This window comes from Lagierella massiliensis, assembly GCF_001407835.1.
Classification (GTDB): Bacteria; Bacillota; Clostridia; order Tissierellales; family Peptoniphilaceae; genus Mediannikoviicoccus; species Mediannikoviicoccus massiliensis.
Genome location: NZ_CYUO01000005.1, coordinates 611530 through 633835 on the forward strand (window position 1 = coordinate 611530; position 22306 = coordinate 633835).

Consider the following 22306-nt stretch of genomic DNA (forward strand, 5'->3'; position numbering starts at 1 on the left):
ATGACAAAAGAAATTTTAGGAAATGAACAATTTCACATAAAACTAAAAAAAGGGGATGTGGGAAGATATGTACTTCTTCCCGGAGACCCTAAAAGAGCAAAGTTAATATCAAACTATTTTGACAATCCAGTAGAAGTTTCATACAACAGAGAATATGCAATCTATAATGGATATTTAGATGAAGAACTTGTCACAGTATGCTCTACTGGAATAGGTGGACCATCTACAGCAATTGCGGTGGAAGAACTTGCAAATATTGGAGCAGACACTTTTATAAGAGTTGGAACCTGTGGGGGAATGGACTTAGATGTAGAGTCTGGAGATTTGGTTATTGCGACAGGTTCTATAAGAATGGACGGTACTTCAAGGGAGTATGCACCAATAGAATTTCCAGCTATATCAAACTTTGAAGTTTGTAGTTCAATAATAGAAGCGGCGAAGAATTTAAAATTAAAACACCATGTTGGAGTTGTTCAAAGTAAGGATTCATTTTATGGACAACATAGTCCAGAGACAAAACCAGTTTACTTTGAACTTGAAAATAAATGGAATGCATGGTTAAGACTTGGCTCTTTAGCTTCCGAAATGGAATCATCAACGCTTTTTACAGTGGCATCTTATAGAAAAGTTAAAGCAGGAGCACTCTTTCTATGTATAAACAACCAAGAAAGACAAAAACAAGGTATGACAAATGAACTTTTTGAAGATATTGACAGAGTAATAAAAGCATCTATCGAAGCGCTAAAGATTCAAATTAGAAAAGATAAGTGTGATTAAGTCACACTTTTTTTATATAATATTAAAATGAAAAGCACAGAATAAAAGCTCAATTAATATGAATTTTGTAAGAAATTTGTAATAATTTAAAATTTAATTTTATGTTAATATAATTAGAGGTGAAATATGAAAAAAGGTTTTAAATTTGTCTTTATGACAATATTGGTCATTGCTTTAATGTTAGGCTCATTCTTTTTAGGAAATAAGATTGCAATAACTTCTGGCGACAAAATTATTTTAAATAAAAATGATTTTAACATATACTCTAAGACCGATCAAATGAAGGCAGTGATAGACAAGTACTTTCTATTTGACATAGATGAAAGAAAACTTGAAGATGAAGTTTACAAAGGGCTTTTTAAAGGACTTAACGATCCATATTCCGAGTATTTAACCAAAGAGGAGTTTAGTTCTTTTAAAGAATCTACATCAGGGGAATACAAAGGTGTAGGAATTTTTATAACCGTGACGGAGGACAATCTAATAAAAGTTGTGTCCCCAATTAAAGACTCTCCAGCTTTTAAAGCAGGTATAAAGCCTGATGATATTATCTATTCTATAAATGGAGAAGCATATCCAGGAGATAAACTTAATGAAGCGACGGCAATAATGAAAGGAAAAGATGGAGATGATGTAAAGCTTGTAATAAAAAGAAAAAACGCAAGTGGTGCATATGATAGTATCGACGTGGATATAAAAATTGAGAAGATTAAACTTTTAACAGTTGAATCTAAAGTTATAGATGACTTGGGTTATTTACACATATCACAATTTGGAGAGCATACTTTTGAGGAATTTACAGAAAATTATGAAAAGTTAAAGGATCAAAATGTAAAGGGAATTATTTTAGACCTTAGAAATAATCCAGGAGGACTTAAAGATAGTTGTGTTAAGATAGCAGATTATCTACTTCCAGAAGGACCTATAGTAAAGACTGTCGATAAAAATAAAAAAGAGGAAGTCGATATGTCAGATGCGAAGGAAGAGAATATACCTATGGTTGTTCTGACAAACGGAGGTTCCGCATCTGCTTCAGAGATATTGACAGGAGCCATTAAAGATTATGAAAAAGCTACTATAGTTGGAGAAAATACTTATGGAAAGGGTATTGTTCAAACAATTGCTCCAGCAAAGAGCTTTGGAATTAATGATGAAGGGGCAATAAAACTTACTGTTCAAGAGTATTTCACTCCAAAGGATAAAAAAATTCATAAAATTGGTGTTAAGCCAGATGTAGAAGTCAAATTGCCAGATGATGTAATAAATTTTGGGCCTGATTTCATAGACACAGATACTCAATTGAAAAAAGCTATTGAAATATTACAAAAAGATTAGGAGATGATTAGTTGAATAAACTAAAAGGAATAATAATTGGATTGTCAATCGTACTTTTAGCTTTAGTTGTTGGAATATTTATTAAAGAGCAAAAATCTTTTTCAAAAAGAGATGCAGAGATTAAAAAGGTAGCTATTGAAAAAAAACAATCCAAGAAAGAAAAGGCAACTGAAAATAAAAAACCTTCTGAAACTGTACCAACAGAACCTAAGGTAAAAGATCCATATAAGGATGCTATATACGACGCGGGAGAAGTTAGCGACATAATAAGAAAACAAAAAGAGTATACTGGAGAAAAAGTTGTTTTTTTAACCTTTGATGATGGACCAGATACTTCATCTTCACTGAGAATTTTGCAAATACTAAATGATAACAAAGTTCCTGGTACATTTTTCCTACAAGGTCAGTATATAAATGACAACACAAAAGATATAGTTAAGAAGATGTACGATGATGGTCATACTGTGGCGGCACATAGCTATGGACATGACTATAGTTATCTATATCCAGGAAGAGTAGGGAACAAAGATAATATTATTTCAGATTTTGATAAAATAGATCAAGTGGCAAAAAAATATTTAGGTAATGACTTTAATTTTGGGACATGGAGATATCCAGGTGGACATATGTCATGGAACAATTTAGAAGAAGCAGATGCAGCTTTGAAGGCAAAAGGCGTTGAGTGGGTGGATTGGAACAATATGACAGGTGATGCAGAACCTAAGTCAAGAAGACCTTCCACAGCAGAAGGAATGTTCACTATGGTTAAGCAGTTAACAGAGGGTTCAACAACCAATATGCAAGTAATACTTATGCATGACAATGCTTCAAAAGAGCTTACTATACAGGCACTTCCTCAAATAATAGCCTACTATAAAGACTTGGGTTACAAGTTTGGAAAATTTAAATAAAATAAATAGCTAATACTAAACCAGCAATTGTATTTATTTTCAATTGTTGGTTTTTGTTTTTTAGTAAAAAAATTTCCACAAGAATAATTTGTTAAAACTTTTTTATGTGAATATTTACTCATTACACATGGCTATATGTTAGGACATGTGTAAATATTATTCAAAGGTAGTGCATAGTTGCAACAACTATATATAGTGCTGTCTACATTTAGTGGTTGCTATATATGGACATATCTTATAGAATTATAGCAGGTGATTAAAATGAAAGTAAAAAAGAGAGATGGAAATTTAGTTGAGTTTGATAAAAATAAAATAGTTGTTGCGATTGAAAAGGCAATGAATTCAAGTACAGGAGTTTTTGAAGAAGGACTTGCAGAAAAAATAGCTTCTGAAATAGAAGATTTTGCAAAGACCACTGGAAGAACTATGTCTATTTTTGATATTGAAGACCAAGTTTATTATAAACTTCTTCAAAATAACAATCCTGCTACTGCAAGATCTTATGAAAACTATAAAGCAGTTCAAACTTATAAAAGAGAGAGAAATACTACAGACGACAGTATTATAGGGTTACTTGAAACTGAAAATGATGAGTTGATGAAGGAGAATTCAAACAAGAATGCATACATCGCTTCAACTCAAAGAGATTTAATTGCTGGGGAAGTTTCTAAAGATATAGCAAGAAGAAAGATTATCCCTGTAGAACTAATTCAAGCCCATGATGAAGGTGCAATACATATTCACGATATGGATTATATTGTGCAACCTATGTTTAACTGTTGTTTAGTCAACATGAAGGATATGCTTGACAATGGAACTGTGGTTAATGGCAAGATGATTGAATCTCCAAAGTCATTTCAAGTTGCATGTAATGTAATGACCCAAATTATTGCACAGATTGCTTCAAATCAATATGGTGGTCAAAGTATTGACATCAAGTGTTTAGGAAAGTATTTAAGAAGATCTTATGAAAAGAATTTAAATCTTGCGCTTAGTGTTATGAAGGACCTTACTTTAGCTGAAAAAATGGCTGAAGAGATGACTCAAAAGGACTTAGAGTCAGGTATTCAAACTATTCAATATCAAATAAATACCCTAATGACAAGTAATGGACAAGCTCCATTCGTTACACTATTTATGCATATTGAAGACGGTAGCGAATATGAAGAAGAAGTTGCAAGAATAATTGAGGAAATTTTAAAACAAAGAATTGAAGGTATAAAAAACGAAGTTGGTGTATATGTAACACCAGCATTCCCTAAATTGATATATGTATTGGATGAAAATAACATCCATAAGGACAGTAAGTACTACTACTTAACAGCACTTTCTATAAGATGTACTGCAAAGAGAATGTACCCTGATTACATCTCAGCTAAGAAGATGAGAGAAAACTATGAAGGAAATGTATTTTCACCAATGGGATGTAGAGCATTCCTTTCTCCGTGGAAAGATGATAAGGGAAATTACAAATTTGACGGAAGATTCAACATGGGTGTTGTTACAATAAATCTTCCACAAATTGGTATACTTGCTGAAGGTAGTGAAGAAAAATTCTTCCATATCTTAGAAAAGAGACTTGAACTTTGTAAAAAAGTCTGCATGTTAAGATATGAATTGTTACAAAGAGCAAATTCCGATTCAAGTCCAATCCACTGGCAACATGGTGCCATAGCAAGACTTGGAAAACATGAATCTATTCAGGAACTATTAATTAATGGTTATGCAACTGTAACCCTTGGCTATATTGGAATTTACGAAGCTACTTTATTAACTAAGGGAGTAAGCCATACTGACCCTAAGGGAACAGAGTTTGCTTTAAAAGTTATGAAGAAGTTAAATGAAAAGGTAAATGAGTGGAAAAAAGAAACAGGCCTGGGCTTTGCGCTTTATGGCACACCTGCAGAGTCTCTTACTCATAGATTCAATTCCATTGATAGAAAGAGATTTGGAGTTATAAAGGACGTTACAGATAAGGGATACTATATAAACTCATTCCATGTTGATGTTAGAGAAAAAATTGATGTGTTCTCAAAGTTTGAGTTTGAAGCACAATTCCAAGATCTATCAAGAGGAGGATGTATCTCATACGCTGAAATTCCAAATATGTCACACAACTTAGAAGCTCTTGAAACTATGGTTTCATATATTTATGATCACATTCAATATGCAGAGTTTAATACAAAATCTGACTACTGCCAAGTTTGTGGATATGACGGAGAAATAGTTCTTGATGAAAATAATAACTGGACCTGCCCACAATGTCATAACCAAGACACTTCAAAGATGAATGTAACAAGAAGAACTTGTGGTTACCTTGGAGAAAATTTCTGGAACGAGGGAAGGACTAAGGAAATAAAAGAAAGGGTTCTTCACATCTAATGAGATTTGCTCAGATTAGAGATTATGATGTGGCAAATGGGCCAGGTATAAGGACTACAATATTTGTAACAGGATGCACCATTGGATGCAAAAATTGTTTTAACCCTGAGTATCAAGACTTTGAGTTTGGAAATGTGTGGACAGATGAAGTTACGGAAAAAATTTTGAAAAATCTTTCTAAAGAAGAAGTTGAAGGTCTTACTATACTTGGAGGAGAACCGTTTGACAATGCACATGAGCTTTGTGAAAAGGTAGAATATATAAGAGCTAACACCGATAAAAACATTTGGATTTTTTCTGGATACGTCTATGAAAAACTAATTAAAGATATGGACTCTAAAAAGATTTTAGAAAACTGTGATGTATTGGTTGATGGTCCATTTGTTGAAGATTTAAAAGATTTGAAATTAAAATTTAGGGGTTCTTCAAACCAAAGAATAATCGACTTAAAAAAAACTTTGAAATTGAATGAAGTTATAGAGATTAAAATTTAGAGATGGTTTTCCATCTCTCAGACTGTTGACAAAGTGGGTGCATTTGCACCTGCTTTTTTAATTAAGGAATTTAGTCTGTTGAGTTCGCTTGCGAACGAAATAATAAACTCCCCGCCGCTATGCGGGTAGGCGTTGTTAGGTTAAACCAAAAAAATCACCAAGTATTATAGTAGAGTTGTTCAGACCTAATATAATAAGAGGTGATTTTGTGCCAAATAAAACTAATTCATTATCTCACACAAAATGGATGTGCAAGTATCACATAGTCTTCACCCCAAAGTATAGACGAAAAGTGATATTTAATCAATATAGAGAAAGTCTCATAGAAATATTCAAATTACTTTGCAAATACAAAGGAGTAGAAATAATAGAAGGGCATATGATGCCGGACCATGTACACATGTTAGTAAGTATTCCACCTAAAATATCAGTATCAAGTTTTATGGGATATTTAAAAGGAAAAAGTGCCTTGATGATGTTTGACAGACATGCGAATTTAAAATACAAATTTGGCAATCGTCATTTTTGGGCAGAAGGATATTATGTGAGCACAGTGGGATTGAATGAAAAGACAATAGCAAAATATATAAGAGAGCAAGAGCAACACGATATAGCACTTGATAAATTGAGTGTAAAAGAATATACAGATCCATTTGGGAAATAGAAATTAAAAATCCCTTTCAGGGATAGGCTAAAGTGGCAAAAACAGTTAGGTTTGAACAGAGTGAAAACCAGCGCCTTGAGACGCTGGTTGGTATCACTCGGGCTTATAGCCCTTGAACAAACCACCCGTTTTACGGTGGTCATGATTTTACAATTTCGTCTATGCAATAAAATTGAAACAAGTGAAACAGTTACATTTCATAATGAGGCTATGGATGGGAAAAATAATATGAGTAGTTGTTGAGTTTGAAAAACTATGAAAAATTATATATAATAGTTCTTGTAAATATGTGATTGATTGGTGTGATAACTTAAAAATACAAGATAAAAGAAAAAATTGCTATTTATATTTGGAAAAATAATGGTTTCACATATTTATAGATAGCAACTTGGTACAATTGAAACCATAAGTGAGGCTATGAAAAGATATACTTCTTGATAAAAACAAGTAAGAAAATGTGTATAATAGGACAAATATGTTTGATTTTTGAATTTATAGTTTTGTGGTTTGTATGTAGTTTGGTATTAGAAACTTATTTTAATGTTGTTGTAGATCAAATTCTTTGAAGGAAGGGTGGAGTTACATGATCAGATATATCTATCGTCGAATATTATATTCAATACCATTAATTGTCATGGTGATGGTGTTTTCTTTTTTTGTGATTCATATCATGCCGGGTGATCCAGTAAGGACGATGTTAGGTGACAGAGCTACGATAGAGCAAATTCAAAGGGTAGAAGAACGTTTGAATCTTGATAAACCAGTAATAGAACAGTTTGTAATTTGGCTCAAAGGTGTTGTTCATTTGGATTTTGGAGAATCCCTTAGGTTGACAGAACCTGTTTTAGATATTATTTTAAAAAGTATTGAACCGACTTTTTTACTGGCAATAATTGGTACAATCATTAGCATACTTTTGGGAATTCCATTAGGGGTACTATCTGCTATAAAAAAAGGGAAGTTTACAGAAAAAGGATTGTATATTTTGTCTTTGATATCAATATCAATTCCAGCATTCTGGATTGCAATTATTATGATACAGGTATTTGCTGTGAAACTACATATCTTTCCAGTGGCAGGATATAACAACATTGCAAGTTCAGGCTTGAAAAAGGCGTTATCAGATTTGAGGCTTCCAGGAATCATCTTAGGTATTATGTATAGTGGACAGATTGGACGAATGACAAAGAGTACAATGTTGGAGATTTTAGAACAAGATTACTTGAGAACAGCTAGAGCCGCGGGGATTAAAGAATATATTGTAGTGTATTATTATGCATTAAAAAATGCATTAGCGTCAGTTGCAGTAGTAATTGGATTTTGTTTTGCAGGCCTATTAGCAGGAGCTGTAGTTATTGAGCAAATTTTTAATATTCCAGGAATTGGGAGTTTGGCAATTACCTCTATTCTAAATAGAGATTATCCATTAATCCAAGGAATATTACTATTTATATCTATGGTATTTATCGTAGTAAATATGTTAACAGATGTGTTATGTGCGATATTAGATCCAAAAGTAAGGTACGAAAATGAGTAAAATTTTGAAAATCAGAAAAAATTTCAATTCATATTTTGTTTTGGGAATCATATTGATGTGTATACCTATTATTGTAAGTATTGTTGGAGGTTTCAAAGTTCAGCATGATCCATTAGTGACTGATCCGCTAATTCGTTTACAAGCACCAGGAGCGGAACATTTGATGGGTACGGATGATGTAGGGCGAGATGTATTTGCACGAGTTATTATAGGAATTCGCGTTTCATTATTTATAGGTTTATTAGTTGCCATAATTAGTGGAATTGTAGGAGTCATGGCTGGAGTAATAGCAGCATATTATCCAAAGACATCAAAGTTTATTATGAGATTTGTAGATGGGATTATGGCATTTCCAACAATTATTCTTGCAATTACGTTAGCAGGAATTTTAGGTGCAGGTACAAAAAATATTGTAATTGCGTTATCCATTTCCTACTTTCCAGCTATTGCACGTGTTTCAAGGAATGTCACTTTACAGGTATTAGGTAAAGAGTATGTAAAATCAGCAATTGTACTTGGTAAGACAGATTCATATATAATCATGAAATATATATTGCCAAATATTGCATCGCAGGTATTGGTCCAGATTACGTATACTTTTGCAATGGCAATTTTACATGAGTCAATATTAAGTTTCCTTGGAGTAGGCATTAAAGTACCCACACCTAGTTTGGGAGGCATGGTTAATGATGGACGTAATTATATTAGCACAGGTCCTTGGATAATTACTTTTCCTGGATTAATTATTGCATGGATTGTTCTTGCATTAAATATGCTTGGAGATGGTATGCAGGATATTCTTAATCCAAGACGTAAAAACAGAGGTTAGTTATGGAATGTTTATTAAAACTGGAAAATGTATCAATAGAGGCAGAGAGTAATACTAAAAACTTGAGAATTACTGATAATGTATCGGTTTTAGTCAATAAAGGACAAACAGTAGGAATTATAGGTGAATCAGGATGTGGTAAAAGCATTACGGCTTTAAGCATACTTGGCTTAACAAATTCAAATATTAAAGTTAGAGAAGGAAATATTTTTTTTGGAGACGTATGTTTAAATAAGCTTCCACCAAAAGAATTGAGAAGCATTTGCGGAAAGAAAATTGGAATGGTTTTTCAGGAACCTAGCACTGCATTAAATCCAGTATTTACAATAGAACAGCAATTGTCAGCTCCGATGAAGAATAATTTGCATATGTCAAAAGAAGAGATTAAGGCCAGATGTCTGGAACTTTTGAAAGATGTAGGTATCAAAGAACCAGAGAGAGTATTAAAGTGTTACCCACATCAGTTATCTGGTGGGATGTGCCAGAGAGTTGTCATTGCGTTGTCTATTTCCTGTAATCCACAATTACTGATAGCTGATGAACCAACAACTGCGTTAGATGTGACAATCCAATTACAGATACTCCATATTATTAAAAGGCTTGTTCGTGAAAATAATATGTCATTATTAATCATTTCTCACGATATGGGAGTTATTTCCATGCTTTCTGAGCGAATTTGCGTAATGTATGGAGGAGAGATTCTGGAAGAAGATTCGCGAGAAAATATTATGAATAGTCCAATGCATCCGTATAGCAAAATGTTAATTACTGCAGCGAAAGAATTAAATGATGGATGTAAAGAGTTATCAATTTTATCTGGTAATGTTCCAAGACCAGAAGATGAAATTAAAGGCTGTAAATTTGCACAAAGATGCGAATTTTGTCATGATAGATGTTTACAGGAAAGACCACCATTAATAAAAAAAGAATGTGGTGAAGGCTATGTGAAGTGTTGGAATTATGTAAAGGATTAAACGTAAGATGTTAGATAATCAAATTATTTTAAAAACAGAACATTTGAATAAGGAGTTTGTTTCCAAAAAGCAAAGAACTAAAGCTGTAAATAATCTTTCTTTTCAATTACGAAGAGGAGAAACTTACGGACTAGTTGGTGAATCAGGCTGTGGGAAAACAACAACTGGAAGATTAATCATTAAATTGCTACAGGCAGATTCGGGGAAGATATTTTTTAATAACATAGATATATCTGACATGTCTACAAAAGAGTTTCGTAAAATGCGTTCTTCTATACAAATGATTTTTCAGGATCCTTTTGCATCATTGAATCCACGAATGAAAATAAGAAAGCTATTAGAAGAAGCGGTTGCTTCACGTAAGCATATAGAAGAAAAAGTAGAAGATATTATTGAAGAATTAATTATAAGTGTAGGACTTGATGTGAAAGACCTAGACAAATATCCACATGAATTTTCCGGAGGACAAAGACAGAGAATTGTTATTGCAAGAGCGATTGCTACACAACCAGAATTGATTATTTGTGACGAGCCAGTGTCTGCACTTGATTTACTTGTACAAGGACAAATATTAAAATTATTAAAAGATTTACAGAAGAAATATAATTTTACATATATTTTTATTTCTCATAATTTATCTGTAGTTCGCTATATGAGTGATAGAATTGCTGTTATGTGTATGGGTAAGATTGTAGAAGAAGGAACTACAGAAGAAATATTTGCCAATCCTTCGCATATATATACCAAATTATTGTTGGAGTCGATTCCAACTATTAATGAGGGAAATGAAGGAAGGGAATATGAGAAATCTTATTATGATAATAAGTATAATGAGGCAATAGAAAATGTGCGTCTCAAATCTGATAAACGTATATATTTGTCTGAAACACATTATACACTACAGAATATTTAACATAAACAATTATTTTAGGAGGAAAAAGAATGAGCAAAATTAAAAGACTTATTTCCATTATGCTTGTAGCAGTTATGGTTCTTAGCACCCTTGCAGGATGTGGAAGTAAAAAAGGAACTAAAGGTGGAAAAGAAGCTTCTCAAGAAACATCTGCGGGCGATAAGTTTGGTGGAGAAATCACAATTGCTTTAGCAAATGCTCCATCAAGTCTTGACCAAGATCAGGGAACTACTTGGGAAACAACAGCAGTAACAAACCATATTTATGAAGGATTATTTGAATTTGATGCAAGTGGAGAACCAAAACCTTACCTTGCAGAATCTTATGAAACAGATGATACAGGATTAGTGTATACAATTAAACTTCGTAAAGGTGTCTTATTCTCTGACGGGGAAGAAATGGTAGCTGAAGACGTTAAAGCGTCTATTGAAAGATGGCTTTTAGTAAATGCTGCTGGTATTTCAATCGCGGATAAAGTTAAAAGTGTTGAAATTGTAAACGATTATGAAGTTGTAATTACATTAAATGAAGTATATGCTCCATTTATTAGTACAATTGCATCTCCTGTATCTAGTCAGAAGCTTGTAGTTAGAAAGAAAGAAATTGTAGATCAGTTTGGTACTGATGTAATTACAAAACATATTGGTACAGGGCCATATATAGTTGAAGAACTTGCGTTAGATCAGAAAGTTGTATTAGCAAGAAATGAAAACTATACTCCAGCAGAAGGAGAACTTTCTGGCCTTGCAGGTGAAAGAACAGCATATCTTGACAGAATCATTATCGAATTCGTACCTGAAGAAAGTGTACGTATCGCAGGGCTTGAAAGTGGATTATATGCATTTGCAGATGAAATATCTACGGATAGATATGAAGAAATTGAAAACTATAAAGGCGTTTCACCAGTTACCTGTGCAAATGGTACAATTAATGTAATTGCTTTTAACTGTGGGATAGCTCCATTTGATAGTAAATTACTTAGACAAGCAGTTGCTTATTCAGTAGATAACGAAGCATTAGCAAAAGCACAGGTTGGAGATGAAGCATTCTGGTATGTACAGGATGGTTCTTGGTTCACTAAAGGAAGTATTTGGTATGATGCTACTGCAGGCGAAGGAATTTACAACGCAAAAGATGTTGAAAAAGCAAAAGAACTTGTGGCAGAATCTGGATATAATGGGGAAAAAATAGTAATCATGTCTGACAAAGGAGACCTTTATACAAGTAATGGTGCATTAGTACTTCAGGATCAGTTGAAGGCTATAGGAATCAATTCAGAAGTTGAATTATATGATACAGCTACTTTCCAGGATTACAGATCTGCAGGAAAATGGAATATAGTATTATCTAGATGGAGTGATATGAATCCAGATCCACAGGTCTTTGAACCTTGGACAGGAACAAATGGATGGATAACAGCTTGGGATGATGAAGAATCTGCAGAAATGGATGCTATTTTTGAAAAAATGTCTATAGAGATAGATCAAGACGCAAGATACGAACTTGTAAAAGAGTTTTATGCTAAATTTTGGGATTGTTGTCCATACCTTAAGAGCTTCAATGATATCAGACTTCATGCGATTAGTGATAATTTACAGGGATTCCAGGCATATGGACAGTCTTACTTTTGGAGTACATGGCTTGCTGATAAAAAATAGGAGTTTTTATGAAAGACAATAATGTGATTCGGATAACGTTGGCACTTGCTCTTAAACATCATATTATGTGTGGAATTACTAGATTTTAAGGAATGTTATGATGAAAGAGATGTAGCAAAAGCAGAAAAACCAGGTTCCTTTTTTGCTCATGTGAGAAATGTCATTGATGGGGATTATTATAAGATAAAAGAAATTGCGATTATGCGAGAGAGGCCATATGGATAGAAAAACTTGGTATGACTATGATATAAGGAAAAAGCTTTGAATATTCTGGTTTGTGTAAGTCAACAATAATTACAAAAGATATTGGAAAAACAATGAAACATAACGACAAGATATCTATGGAATTAAGGTGGGACCTTTAGTAGAAACTGACAGTGTAAATATTGTAATTATTGCCGAATTTGCAGAAGTAATTATGAGAGTAATGCAGACCTATGCATATCAATATGGCTCACGATAGAATCTTTCATTTTACGAAAACTAGGCGATGTGTTCGAAAATGGTTTCAAAGATATACAATAATATTGGTAAAAATATTTATTTAATTTGTAAAGGTACAAGAATTATGGACTTTTTGATAAATATGAGTTGTCTATATATATCTAAATTCATATGTATGATTCTATGGAGATATGATTGTAATGATAATTAACCTGGTAAATGTTCAAAGTTAAACAAAGAATTGCAAAATCGGTGAAAATAAATTTCATTGACTTAGCTATTTAGTTAGATAATAAAATAATTACGGGACTGGCTTGAAAAAGTATGCTAAAATGGCAAATGAATTCCGTAAAAAGATGAATGGAGAAATAATACTACACTCACGCAAGGCTCTGATAACTAGAGCCTTGATTTTTGTAGTGACAAATCGTAATAAATTGGAGAAAAAAATGAAAGATAGTAATGTTAATAAAATAATAAAAATTTTAGACCTTCAACGAGAAATTATCGGAGTAAAGTTTCTTTACTATAAAGAAGAATATGACCAGATAGATGTTGAAGAATATGGTTTGAAAACAACATATTGCAACATGTTAAAACGAGCTATGGATGGAATGATGTTTAAGTTAACAGAGAAAAACTTTTTTTGCGATTATGGTGCATATGCGACAGGAATTAAAAAGGCAGATATTAGTATTGCAAGAGGAAGTAGTTATGGTGCTTGTGGCTTATATGAAAGTAATGCAATTTCAAGAAGTATAACAGAAGAAATGTGCTACCTTCAGCATGATGCTTATGGATTATTAATAGGACCATTACAAAAAATGGGAGATGCAGATATTGCGATTATTGTCACAGATGCAGCAAATGTTATGAGAATATTGCAAGGATATGCTTACAAATATGGAATGCCTAAAAATATAAGAACTTTAGGAAATCAGGCGGCTTGTTCTGATTTGACTTCCAAACCATACTTTAAAAATGATTTGAACGTTTCTTTAATGTGTGAAGGTGCTCGTAAATACATGAAATGTTCTAGAGGAGAATTAGGCGTTGGAATGCCGATTCATCAGTTTGATGCTGTTGTAGAAGGAATTATTATGACCGTAAATCCAGTTGCAAGTGCAAAAGAAAAAGATGCTCTTTTAAAGCGTTTAGATAATGACGATGAATTAGGTATTAAAATCGATAAAACCTTAAATTACGGAAAAAAATTAGATGAATACGATGATTTTGTAAAAAAAATAAACAAAAACATTGGAAATTAGAAAATATGATTATTGTCTGATGTGACACTTGAATAGCGTTATATATGAAATTGTATGGGGAGCACTATGATTGTTATTAAGGTTATTCCTTTTATATAAACACCACAAGAATTGAGATGGATATGGTTTATATTAGGATATATAACCATATGGGTCCCTTACACTAAAAACGATGAAGCTTGATACTTACGAGTAGAACATTCCTGTTTAAATTGTAGATTATAGGGAGTCACACCATACTTTCTTTCGGAACAAAAGAAACTGTTGGGGGTATGTATAAATGATATGTACCCTCTTTACTGGACAATCCAGTAATGAGGGTATTTTTATGAAATATAGTTATGAATTCAAAAAAGAGTGCGTAGAGTCGTACAGAGAAGGTAAATGGCCTGATACACCTGAAGGAGTTGAAGAAAAAAACTTTCATGATTCGATTAGAAAGTGGTTTAGGTTAGAAGAAGTTCATGGACCAGAAATTTTAAAACATGGAAATAATATCAATTGGACACCTGATGAGAAATTAGAAATTGTATCTAAAGTGATAGCTGGAAAATCAATAAAGTCTACTGCAATAGAAAACGGAATTAATGAGGGACAACTTTATTCATGGGTTAACAATTACAAAATTTATGGATATAATGGTCTTGTAAATAAGAAGAAAGGTCGTAAATCTAAAAATACAACCATGAAAAAGACAAATATCCATAAACCAAAAGAACTTAATGAATCTGAAAGAGAAGAGTTAATAAGACTTAGAGCAGAAAATGAATATATAAAGGCAGAAAACGAAATAATAAAAAAAGAGATCGCCTTGAGAGAAAAACGTTACGCTGCGCAACTCAAGGCGAAAAAGCAGCGATTGTCAAACAACTCAAAGACAAAGGATACAAACTAAAATATCTTTTAATAGCTATTGATTTGCCAAGGTCAACATACTATTTTGAAATGAAAAAAGTTGATGTTGTTAGTATTAGGAATAAGCATATAGAAAATAAGATATCTGAGATATTCACCTATCATAAAGGAAGATACGGTGTCAGAAGAGTATATAGAGAATTATTGAATCAAGGATATACAATAAATCATAAAAGAGTTCAAAGGATAATGCATGAACTAAAACTATTTGGAAAAAGACCTAAAGAAAAATATCACTCATATAAGGGAAAAACAGGTAAAGTAGCTGATAATATAATAAATAGAGATTTCAATGCAGATAGACCTCTACAAAAATGGACCACTGATGTATCTCAATTTAACTTCTCATGGGGTAAATGCTACATTTCTCCAATACTTGATATGTATACCAACGAGATTATCTCTTACGATTTATCCTTAAGTCCTAATTTAAAACAAATATCTAATATGTTAACAAAAGCATTTAGCAAATTTCCAAAACTAAATGACTTGATACTTCATTCAGATCAAGGTTGGCAATACCAACATAATTATTACGTAAATGAACTTAAAAAACATGGCATAAAACAATCAATGTCAAGGAAAGGCAATTGTTATGATAACTCAATAATGGAAACATTTTTTGGTAGGTTAAAAAATGAAGTTTTTTATGGTTATGAAAAGAGCTATAGTTCTTTTGAAGAATTTTCAAAAACAATTGAGGAATATATATATTATTACAATAACGAAAGAATTCAATCAAAAACAAAATGGATGCCACCTATAAAATATAGGTTAGCATCCTCTTGCAAATAATTAATTTAATAATGTGTCCAGTTTTATGGGTACACATCAAAACATACCAACCTCAACAGTTTTTTTAATGACGAATTGTCAAATCAAATGCAACACCTATGATAAGAGACCAAAAAGTTCTTCTATAGGTGTATTATATTTTATACATTTTCTGGGTCTATTGTTCATTAAATTTAAGTTATGATTTAAATCATCTATATCTACTTCTGATAAATCCATACCCTTAGGATAAAACTCTCTTAAAAGTCCATTACTATTTTCATTTGTACCTTTTTGCCAAGCACAGTAGGGATCACAAAAATATGTTTTGCATCCTAACTCTTTTTCTATTTTCTCGAATCCTGAAAATTCTTTACCTCTATCAAAGGTTATTGTTTTTACTAATTCTTTTGGAAAATCTTTTAGTGCATCGATTATTGCTGGGGTTACATTTTCTGACTTTATATTTTCAACCAGGATTGCTATGTAATATCTAGATTTTCTTTCTGCTAAAGTTACAAAACAATATTTACTTTTTCTTTTATGATCTAATCTTCCGGATTCCACTGTATCTGCTTCCCAGTGACATAGCTCTTGCCTTTTGTATATTTCTTTAGGTTTTTTCTTTATAGTTCTTCCTTTATCGTTGAATTTTCCTCTTTTTTCTGCTGGTCTTTTAAATTTTACTTTTCGTCTCAAATTTTTCATGCTGGTTTTTGGTAGTTTTTTTGAGTGTATTAACCTGTATATGGTTGATGTTGATGGTACTTGATGAATCACATTTGTAATTCTATTTGATATTTGTTCAGGTGACCAATGTTCATTGATCTTTATAGTTAAATAATCAATAACATCTTTAGAAAATTTACTTTTCCTATGGCAATCTTTCCTTCTATCAAGATATTTTTCGTTTGCCTTTATTGGGAAGTACTTTATATAACTTTCTCTACTAACTTTTATTTTAGAAGAATTTCTTTTTAATTCTCGAGATATTGTACTAGGTGATCTTTGAATTGCTTTTGCAATTTCTCTCATACTCATTCCTAAATTTAAAAATTGATAAATACAAGATCTCTCTTCTATGGTAAGATGGTTATAGCTCATAGTTAGTCGCTCCTTTTAATATGTTTTGTTTGGTCACTTACATATTAATACAGCTGATTAGCTATGAGTTTTTTTTATGTTGCACTTGTTATGATAAATCATTTGTAAAATTTGAAAAAAATATGCAAACTTGTTTACAAAAATAAAAATAGATGGTATTATTAATGTATCATAATGCTAATACACTAAGGAGGGTTATTTATGAAAAGAGACGAAATTTATAAAAAGATGGGATTTTGGAATAACTTTTATTTGGTTATTTCAGTAATATCAGCACTAATTGGGATTAAGAATGTTATAGATACCTTTATTACAAAGTCCTATGTAAAACAATTAGAACAACTTAGAGACTTGGGTATTAATCCTGAAGACTTTGAACCAACAATATTTGATAAAGTAATACTTGTTTTAACAGTAGTCATAGGTATTTTTTGTGTAGTAGTAGCTTTTAAAAATAGAAATAGAATTATTGACAAGGTAAAGGTTGATATACTTCCATATGCACTTACTTTAATTTTATCAGCATATGGTTTTATAAATGGAATTACCTCATCTTTAGGTAAGACTGGTGCAACCTCAAACATGAACGAAGAGATTACAAAGTCTATGGAAAATGTACCTAAGAGTGCAATAGCTGCAGGAATTGGTATAGTAGTTGTAATAGCTGTTATTGTACTTTTAATAGAACTACTTCCTTCAATTAGAATGCTTGTATTAAATTCTAAGTTAAAGAAATTACCTGAGGAAGAGGAAGTATATGAGTAAAAAAAATAAAATAATTATATCGGTAGTGGCTGTAGTTTTACTTACAGCTACTCTTTTAAGCATTTTTTTACCTAAAAAGAAATCAAAAGCTGAATATATGTTACATACTGTAAGTGGAAAAGACCCTATTACCTTTACTGGAAACTCAGTTCCTGTTGAAACAGAAAATATTTTTTATGATCCTTCAAAGGGAAAGATTATAGAGTACTATGTGAAGGACAAGGATGAGGTAGAGGTTGGAACAAATCTTTTTAAGTATGAAACACCAGGAGTTAAAGAGCAAATCGACGAACTTCAAAGACAATATAACTCTATGAAAAATTCTTTAGGATTTGCAAATAGTGACCTTTCAAAGGCAAACAGCGATTACACAGAGGCAAAGAAAAATCTTTCGAACCTTCAAGCTAAGTTAGATAATTTAAACAAGTCATTAAATCCTGAAAACCAAGAAGAGTATGCTAAGACACAAATGGATATTGAACAGACTAAAGCTGCTGTTGAAGGTGCAAAACAGGAAGTTAAGGCATACGAAGCACAAATTTCCCCTTCGAAAAGAGCTGTTTCTGAAGCTAAGTCACAACTGGATGGAGTAAGTGAACAAATACAAAACTTAAAGAACAAACAATATGTAACTGAAAAAGCAAACATCAAGGGAAGAGTTTATTTGGACAAGAGCAAGGCGGAACAAAGCCAAGGCATGACGGATCCTCTTATTAAAATAGTTTCAAAGGAAACTAAAATTGTATCTAAAGTTTCAGAATTTGACTATGACAAAATCCATGTTGATGATAAGGTGGATTTAAAAGTCATATCTACAGGGGAAACCCAAAAGGGTAGAGTTTCGTACCTTTCAAATATGCCTAAAGAAGATGCTGCAATTCCAGGTGCAAGTGGAGATAATAGTATGTCTGAATTTGAATTCAACGTTATTCCAGACGGTTTTATACAATATGGATTTTCTGTAAACATTGAAATTACAGAAGATGGATTATATTTACCAGAGTCTTCAGTTGAAGAGAAGGATGGTAAAACCTATGTCTATATGTATGAAGATGGAAAGGCAAAAAGAGTTGAAGTCACTTTAATGAAGGAAGACGGTGCATATAAAGTGCTTAAGGGTTTAAAACTTGGAGATAGTATTATTGAAGATGTTAGTGGTATTTCAGACGGTGACGAGATTGATGTAAAGATTAGTGCTAAGGAAGACACTAAAGATAGAAAAGAAAATAAGAAAGAAAATAAAATGGAAACCCAAAACACTGACGAAAAATCTAAAAATGGCAATGTAAATGTTGAAGTTAAAGACAGTACAGATTCAACTGAAAAAAATATAGATAGCAAAAATATAGAAAAGGACAATTACCAAGATGATTCAAGTCAAAAAGGTTAATAAAGTTTATATCACTGGGGAAGAAAAACTTCATGTACTTAAGGATGTGAGCTTTAACATTGAAAAAGGTGAATTTGTAGGTATAATGGGTGAGTCTGGTTCCGGTAAGTCCACACTAATGAATATAATTGGTTTTATAGATGGCAAGTTTACTGGAAGCTATATATTTAATGGACAGTCTGTGAAAAACTTAGATGACGATGAGATGTCAAAACTCAGAAACAAAGCTGTTGGTTTTGTTTTTCAAAACTTTAATCTAATTGAAAATTACACTGTAAGAGAAAATGTGGAATTGCCTCTACTATATGCGGGCAAGAGTCCAAAGGATATAAAAAGTTCAGTTGAAAATGCTCTTGATTCCGTTGGTATATTGGACAAGATAGACAAGTATCCAAATCAACTTTCTGGTGGGCAAAAGCAAAGGGTTGCAATAGCAAGAGCGGTGGCTCACAAACCAGACTTTTTATTGGCAGACGAACCTACAGGAGCTTTAGACTCGGTAACTTCAATCGAAATAATGGATATTTTCAAAAAGCTTAATAGGGATAACAATACAACGGTGGTTATGGTAACCCATGACAGAAGTTTAAAGAGTTATTGTTCTAAGGTTTTATTTATGAAGGATGGAGACTTAAAGGAAAGGACTGATGTGTAGTGAAGTTTTCTGTATTATTTTATGATGCACTAAATGCCTTGAAGAGAAATAAAAAAAGGTCCATCCTTACAATGCTTGGAATAATAATCGGTATAGGAGCAGTTATAACAATAATTTCCATAGGCAATGGCTTTCAAAATTATGTTATGGAAAACTTGACAGACGAAGGTGATGAAAGTGTATCCATTGCAATATCCTTTGTACCTAAAAATCAGAATATGTATGAAGATCCAAATGTTGTTTTTTTCAGCACTCAGGATATATCTGAAATAAAAAGTATTGATGGAGTAAAGGACGTAAAGTTTTCTAATGAGGGAAATGAATCTGCATCTCAAAACTTAGAAGTTGTAACAAGAAATGGTAAAGTTTCATCAATGGTAGAAACTGTAAAAAGTACCAATAAGGAAATTATTGAAGGGCGGAATTTAAACTCTTTAGATAATGATTTGAAACAAAGAGTTGCTGTTTTAAGTGAAGAAAAAGCTGACGAAATTTTAAAAGATTATAACGAGAAATTAGGTTCATCAATAACTATTAATGGGCTTGGTTATAAGGTGGTTGGAATTTATAAAAAGGAAGAGTTCACTATGGGAATTAATGTGGGTTTTTCAGATATTTCCATCCCAAAGAAAACCTATGAAAGTTTTGAACCTGAAGAAAAAAATTCTCCAGGAATTCAAGTGTTTTTAGAATCTGGAGTAAGTGTAAAGGATACTGCAAAAAAAGTTGTGGATAAATTAAAGACCACAGGTTCCATGAAGGACTTAGGAACTTATAATTATTTTGATATTTCCGAGATGCTTGAAGGTATATCAAAGGTATTAAATCAAATAACTATATTCATTGCCCTCATAGGAGGAATATCTTTATTCATTGCAGGAATTGGAATGATGAATATGATGTTTATTTCAGTTTCTGAAAGAACGAAAGAAATTGGAATAAGAAGAGCAATAGGTGCAACAAAGGGTAATATTACAATGCAATTTTTACTTGAAGGGGTAGTAGTTACAGTTATCGGAGGAATCTTTGGATACCTTTTTGGACTATTAATGGCAATGGTAATTTCGGCATTTCTTCCATTTAAAGCGGCGGTGGATGTTGGACCAATAGTAGTGGCGCTTTTAATATCCCTTGTAATAGGTATTGTGTTCTCATATGCGCCTGCGAAGTCCGCGGCAAATAAAAATGTTATTGAAATACTTTCATAAAACAAACCCAAGTAAACATTTAGTTTTCTTGGGTTAATTCTATTATTTTTTCATTTTTAAAATTTAAACTTGCTCCTGTATATACTAAAGCTCTGCCATTTAGATTATTTAAAATATAATCTGTGGCGAGCTTTTTATTATTAAAATCAAGACCCATTAAAGGCTCATCTAAGTAAATAATCTCACTATTGCTTAAAATACTTCTTATAAGGGATATACGTGTCCTTTGTCCTGTGGACATGGTCTTTACTAAGTTATTTTTTAAGGTCAACAAATCAAAATATTCCATTGCTTTTTCTATTTCAGAATAACTGGCTCGTGAAACCAATTTTATCTCTTTGATTGCACTAATCCTACCTAAAAATACTTTTTCTGGAAAGGAAATGGAAGATGATTTGAAAGTATTTGTAATTTCGCCTTTAAAGTCAGTATCAAGTCCTGCTAATATTCTAAGTAAAGTGCTTTTTCCGATTCCTGATTGTCCTGTAATAGATAAAATATCTCCCTTTTCAATTTGTAGTGAAATATCTTTTAAAATAACTTTATCATCAAATGATTTTTCTTTTAAATTTAAATTAATCATATTCACACCACTTTCTAAGAAGAATTTTAAAAACTTCCTCTATTATATATGAGAATAGAACTATAATTAGAGTAACTGAGAGTAAATCCACCATCTCAAAAGAGATTTTTGAAAGGTATAGCATATTACCAAGTCCCTTTGAACCTCCTGCAATAACTTCTGCAGTAACTGCAGCTTTTAGTGCAATTCCAACACATACAACCATAGAAAAGAGTATCCTATTAATGACTATAGGTAGTTCAATATATCTGAACTTTGTCCAAAAATTTAGATTATATACCCACGAAAGTTCGATTTTTTCTTGAAGTATATTGTCAAGTCCATTTAAGATATTGGCATAGACAATTGGTGTGATTATGAGTATTACTACTATGGATGATAGACTTTGGCTGTTGCTAAAAAATAAAATAATCAAGACCAAAGATACTACTGGAGTAGACTTCAATATGGACATAAGGGGTGAGAAAAAATCTCTTAAATTAAACTTGTAAGATAGCATTGAGAACAGTGTACCAAGTATTACAGAAATTAAAATTGCTATAAAAACTCTGTATAGTGAAGACAAAAGGGGAGAGAGTATCTCCCCAGTTTTAAAGAGTTCAACTGTTCTTACAAATACCTGCCAAATTGATGGAAGAATTATAGGATTATTAATAATATAATAGGATAGAGTCCAAATTATTATTAAAAAAACATATCCTAAAATTTTTTTAAAGTTATTCATCG

Annotated in this window: 21 protein-coding genes; 18 read left to right on the forward strand and 3 right to left on the reverse strand. The window is 32.1% G+C overall.

All coding sequences use genetic code 11. The features are described 5' to 3' along the window. The 14 genes from udp (at position 1) to BN2746_RS06590 (ending at position 15896) form a co-directional block, all read left to right on the forward strand. On the forward strand, positions 1-777 hold the full coding sequence (gene udp / locus BN2746_RS06525; RefSeq protein ID WP_055078979.1) for a uridine phosphorylase: 777 nt from the start codon (positions 1-3) through the stop codon (positions 775-777). Between the two features lie 126 nt (positions 778-903). Then, on the forward strand, positions 904-2112 hold the full coding sequence (locus BN2746_RS06530; RefSeq protein WP_055078980.1) for a S41 family peptidase: 1209 nt from the start codon (positions 904-906) through the stop codon (positions 2110-2112). Between the two features lie 11 nt (positions 2113-2123). Continuing rightward, positions 2124-3023, forward strand: coding sequence for a polysaccharide deacetylase family protein (locus BN2746_RS06535; protein ID WP_055078981.1), 900 nt, complete (start codon positions 2124-2126; stop codon positions 3021-3023). 261 nt (positions 3024-3284) lie between these two features. Further along, a complete protein-coding gene (nrdD, locus tag BN2746_RS06540) occupies positions 3285-5405 on the forward strand; it encodes an anaerobic ribonucleoside-triphosphate reductase (RefSeq protein WP_055078982.1) in 2121 nt (706 codons plus the stop codon). After that, positions 5405-5899, forward strand: coding sequence for an anaerobic ribonucleoside-triphosphate reductase activating protein (gene nrdG / locus BN2746_RS06545; protein WP_055078983.1), 495 nt, complete (start codon positions 5405-5407; stop codon positions 5897-5899). The genes nrdD and nrdG overlap by 1 nt, the downstream gene beginning before the upstream one ends. Before the next feature lie 208 nt (positions 5900-6107). Continuing rightward, the gene (gene tnpA, locus BN2746_RS06550; protein ID WP_055078984.1) at positions 6108-6563 is read left to right on the forward strand and encodes an IS200/IS605 family transposase; all 456 of its coding nucleotides are present in this window, start codon (positions 6108-6110) and stop codon (positions 6561-6563) included. A gap of 583 nt (positions 6564-7146) precedes the next feature. Beyond that, on the forward strand, positions 7147-8100 hold the full coding sequence (locus BN2746_RS06555) for an ABC transporter permease (protein ID WP_055078985.1): 954 nt from the start codon (positions 7147-7149) through the stop codon (positions 8098-8100). Positions 8101-8155: 55 nt separating this feature from the next. Then, positions 8156-8929: an ABC transporter permease gene (locus BN2746_RS06560; protein WP_197273094.1), complete on the forward strand. Its 774-nt coding sequence runs from the start codon at positions 8156-8158 to the stop codon at positions 8927-8929. Positions 8930-8931: 2 nt separating this feature from the next. Then, positions 8932-9903, forward strand: coding sequence for an ABC transporter ATP-binding protein (locus BN2746_RS06565; protein WP_055078987.1), 972 nt, complete (start codon positions 8932-8934; stop codon positions 9901-9903). A 7-nt stretch (positions 9904-9910) separates the two neighbouring features. Next, positions 9911-10816 (forward strand): ATP-binding cassette domain-containing protein, encoded by a 906-nt coding sequence (locus BN2746_RS06570; RefSeq protein ID WP_055078988.1) that lies wholly within the window; start codon positions 9911-9913, stop codon positions 10814-10816. Positions 10817-10845: 29 nt separating this feature from the next. Then, positions 10846-12474, forward strand: coding sequence for an ABC transporter substrate-binding protein (locus BN2746_RS06575; protein ID WP_055078989.1), 1629 nt, complete (start codon positions 10846-10848; stop codon positions 12472-12474). A gap of 893 nt (positions 12475-13367) precedes the next feature. Beyond that, the gene (locus BN2746_RS06580; RefSeq protein ID WP_055078990.1) at positions 13368-14186 is read left to right on the forward strand and encodes a DUF169 domain-containing protein; all 819 of its coding nucleotides are present in this window, start codon (positions 13368-13370) and stop codon (positions 14184-14186) included. A gap of 328 nt (positions 14187-14514) precedes the next feature. Then, positions 14515-15081 carry a helix-turn-helix domain-containing protein gene (locus BN2746_RS06585; protein WP_055078991.1) on the forward strand — a complete coding sequence of 189 codons (567 nt, stop codon included), beginning with the start codon at positions 14515-14517 and terminating at the stop codon, positions 15079-15081. Continuing rightward, a complete protein-coding gene (locus tag BN2746_RS06590) occupies positions 15045-15896 on the forward strand; it encodes an IS3 family transposase (RefSeq protein WP_231718348.1) in 852 nt (283 codons plus the stop codon). The genes BN2746_RS06585 and BN2746_RS06590 overlap by 37 nt, the downstream gene beginning before the upstream one ends. Positions 15897-15992: 96 nt before the next feature. Here the strand turns inward: BN2746_RS06590 and BN2746_RS06595 are convergent, their stop codons facing one another. After that, positions 15993-16979, reverse strand: coding sequence for an IS30 family transposase (locus BN2746_RS06595; protein WP_055078993.1), 987 nt, complete (start codon positions 16977-16979; stop codon positions 15993-15995). Positions 16980-17180: 201 nt separating this feature from the next. Between BN2746_RS06595 and BN2746_RS06600 the strand changes: the two genes are divergently transcribed. Genes BN2746_RS06600 through BN2746_RS06615 form a run of 4 tightly spaced genes read left to right on the forward strand, consistent with a single transcriptional unit; the run spans position 17181 to position 20997 of the window. Then, positions 17181-17744 carry a hypothetical protein gene (locus tag BN2746_RS06600; protein ID WP_055078994.1) on the forward strand — a complete coding sequence of 188 codons (564 nt, stop codon included), beginning with the start codon at positions 17181-17183 and terminating at the stop codon, positions 17742-17744. Beyond that, entirely contained in the window at positions 17737-19134 is a 1398-nt protein-coding gene (locus BN2746_RS06605) for an efflux RND transporter periplasmic adaptor subunit (protein ID WP_055078995.1), read from the forward strand. Before BN2746_RS06600 ends, BN2746_RS06605 begins: the two co-directional genes overlap by 8 nt. Then, entirely contained in the window at positions 19112-19789 is a 678-nt protein-coding gene (locus BN2746_RS06610; protein WP_055078996.1) for an ABC transporter ATP-binding protein, read from the forward strand. Before BN2746_RS06605 ends, BN2746_RS06610 begins: the two co-directional genes overlap by 23 nt. Then, positions 19789-20997: an ABC transporter permease gene (locus tag BN2746_RS06615; protein WP_055078997.1), complete on the forward strand. Its 1209-nt coding sequence runs from the start codon at positions 19789-19791 to the stop codon at positions 20995-20997. Before BN2746_RS06610 ends, BN2746_RS06615 begins: the two co-directional genes overlap by 1 nt. A gap of 19 nt (positions 20998-21016) precedes the next feature. Here BN2746_RS06615 and BN2746_RS06620 read toward each other — a convergent pair whose 3' ends face one another. Next, on the reverse strand, positions 21017-21580 hold the full coding sequence (locus BN2746_RS06620; RefSeq protein WP_055078998.1) for an ABC transporter ATP-binding protein: 564 nt from the start codon (positions 21578-21580) through the stop codon (positions 21017-21019). Further along, the gene (locus BN2746_RS06625; RefSeq protein WP_055078999.1) at positions 21573-22304 is read right to left on the reverse strand and encodes an ABC transporter permease; all 732 of its coding nucleotides are present in this window, start codon (positions 22302-22304) and stop codon (positions 21573-21575) included. The genes BN2746_RS06620 and BN2746_RS06625 overlap by 8 nt, the downstream gene beginning before the upstream one ends. Positions 22305-22306 lie beyond the last annotated feature (2 nt).

Bases quoted from the DNA above. Each gene is read 5' to 3' on its own strand.
- BN2746_RS06610 (WP_055078996.1), top strand. From the start codon at position 19,112: ATGATTCAAGTCAAAAAGGTTAATAAAGTTTATATCACTGGGGAAGAA.
- BN2746_RS06560 (WP_197273094.1), top strand. From the start codon at position 8,156: ATGTGTATACCTATTATTGTAAGTATTGTTGGAGGTTTCAAAGTTCAG.
- udp (WP_055078979.1), top strand. From the start codon at position 1: ATGACAAAAGAAATTTTAGGAAATGAACAATTTCACATAAAACTAAAA.
- BN2746_RS06600 (WP_055078994.1), top strand. From the start codon at position 17,181: ATGAAAAGAGACGAAATTTATAAAAAGATGGGATTTTGGAATAACTTT.
- BN2746_RS06595 (WP_055078993.1), bottom strand. From the start codon at position 16,979: ATGAGCTATAACCATCTTACCATAGAAGAGAGATCTTGTATTTATCAA.
- nrdD (WP_055078982.1), top strand. From the start codon at position 3,285: ATGAAAGTAAAAAAGAGAGATGGAAATTTAGTTGAGTTTGATAAAAAT.
- BN2746_RS06530 (WP_055078980.1), top strand. From the start codon at position 904: ATGAAAAAAGGTTTTAAATTTGTCTTTATGACAATATTGGTCATTGCT.
- nrdG (WP_055078983.1), top strand. From the start codon at position 5,405: ATGAGATTTGCTCAGATTAGAGATTATGATGTGGCAAATGGGCCAGGT.
- BN2746_RS06620 (WP_055078998.1), bottom strand. From the start codon at position 21,580: ATGATTAATTTAAATTTAAAAGAAAAATCATTTGATGATAAAGTTATT.
- BN2746_RS06570 (WP_055078988.1), top strand. From the start codon at position 9,911: ATGTTAGATAATCAAATTATTTTAAAAACAGAACATTTGAATAAGGAG.
- BN2746_RS06565 (WP_055078987.1), top strand. From the start codon at position 8,932: ATGGAATGTTTATTAAAACTGGAAAATGTATCAATAGAGGCAGAGAGT.
- BN2746_RS06575 (WP_055078989.1), top strand. From the start codon at position 10,846: ATGAGCAAAATTAAAAGACTTATTTCCATTATGCTTGTAGCAGTTATG.
- BN2746_RS06580 (WP_055078990.1), top strand. From the start codon at position 13,368: ATGAAAGATAGTAATGTTAATAAAATAATAAAAATTTTAGACCTTCAA.
- BN2746_RS06605 (WP_055078995.1), top strand. From the start codon at position 17,737: ATGAGTAAAAAAAATAAAATAATTATATCGGTAGTGGCTGTAGTTTTA.
- BN2746_RS06585 (WP_055078991.1), top strand. From the start codon at position 14,515: ATGAAATATAGTTATGAATTCAAAAAAGAGTGCGTAGAGTCGTACAGA.
- BN2746_RS06555 (WP_055078985.1), top strand. From the start codon at position 7,147: ATGATCAGATATATCTATCGTCGAATATTATATTCAATACCATTAATT.
- BN2746_RS06625 (WP_055078999.1), bottom strand. From the start codon at position 22,304: ATGAATAACTTTAAAAAAATTTTAGGATATGTTTTTTTAATAATAATT.